The sequence below is a fragment of the Microbacterium sp. 69-10 genome (assembly GCF_001897945.1).
In the GTDB taxonomy this organism is placed as follows: Bacteria; Actinomycetota; Actinomycetes; order Actinomycetales; family Microbacteriaceae; genus Microbacterium.
The window spans coordinates 40,052-40,904 of record NZ_MKRT01000034.1 but is presented as its reverse complement, the minus strand read 5'-3'; the positions used below and the strand labels follow the sequence as shown (position 1 = coordinate 40,904).

The window sequence follows — 853 nt, the reverse complement described above, 5'->3', positions numbered from 1 at the left end:
CGCACCGGAGCCGTGAACCCGCGGGATGTGCACAATCCTGCGGAATCCGCGGTTGTGCAGGGAGAACGCGCCAGACGAGGGCCGCGGGAGAACACCGCCCGAGAATGCCGAAGGGCGGCACCTCACGGGGGGAATGAGATGCCGCCCACGCGCGACCCGCGTTCGGGGGTATCGGGCGCGCTGAAGCCGGAATAAGATTCGGCTGAGGTCAGTGTATGCAGGCTGCGAGGCCGATGCAAACGAGGCGCACTACCGACTTTCGACAGTAGGCCGCCGTGCGGGCGCCCGACTAGATTCGGCCTGTCCCGGGTCGCGCGCAGTCGCGGCCGAACAGCCCGCGCAAAGGAGCGAAGTGCCATGAGCAGCCAGATCGACCACCTCCTCGACGAGTCGCGGAAGTTCCCGCCGTCCGACGAGTTCGTGGCCAACACCATCGACGACCCGGCTCTGTACGAGCGCGCGAAGGCCGACCGCGAGGGCTTCTGGGGCGACCAGGCCCGCGAGCTGCTCACCTGGAGCAAGCCGTTCACGCAGGTGCTCGACTGGTCGAACCCGCCGTTCGCGAAGTGGTTCGACGACGGCGAGCTCAACGTCGCCTACAACTGCCTGGACCGCCACGTCGAGGCCGGCCTCGGCGACCGCGTCGCCATCCACTGGGAGGGCGAGCCGGGCGATTCCCGCAGCATCACCTACGCCGAGCTGACCGACGAGGTCAAGCGCACCGCGAACGTGCTCGCCGACCTCGGCATCGGCCACGGCGACCGCGTCGCCATCTACCAGCCGATGATCCCCGAGGCCGTCATCTCGATACTCGCCATCGCCCGCCTCGGAGCGATCCACTCCGTCGTGTTCG

At 68.5% G+C, this 853-nt stretch carries 1 pseudogene; it reads left to right on the top strand.

Annotation, left to right across the window (positions count from 1 at the left end):
* Positions 1–357: 357 nt before the first annotated feature.
* Positions 358–853, top strand: a pseudogene (locus BGN97_RS18450) (acetyl-coenzyme A synthetase N-terminal domain-containing protein); the annotation flags it as partial.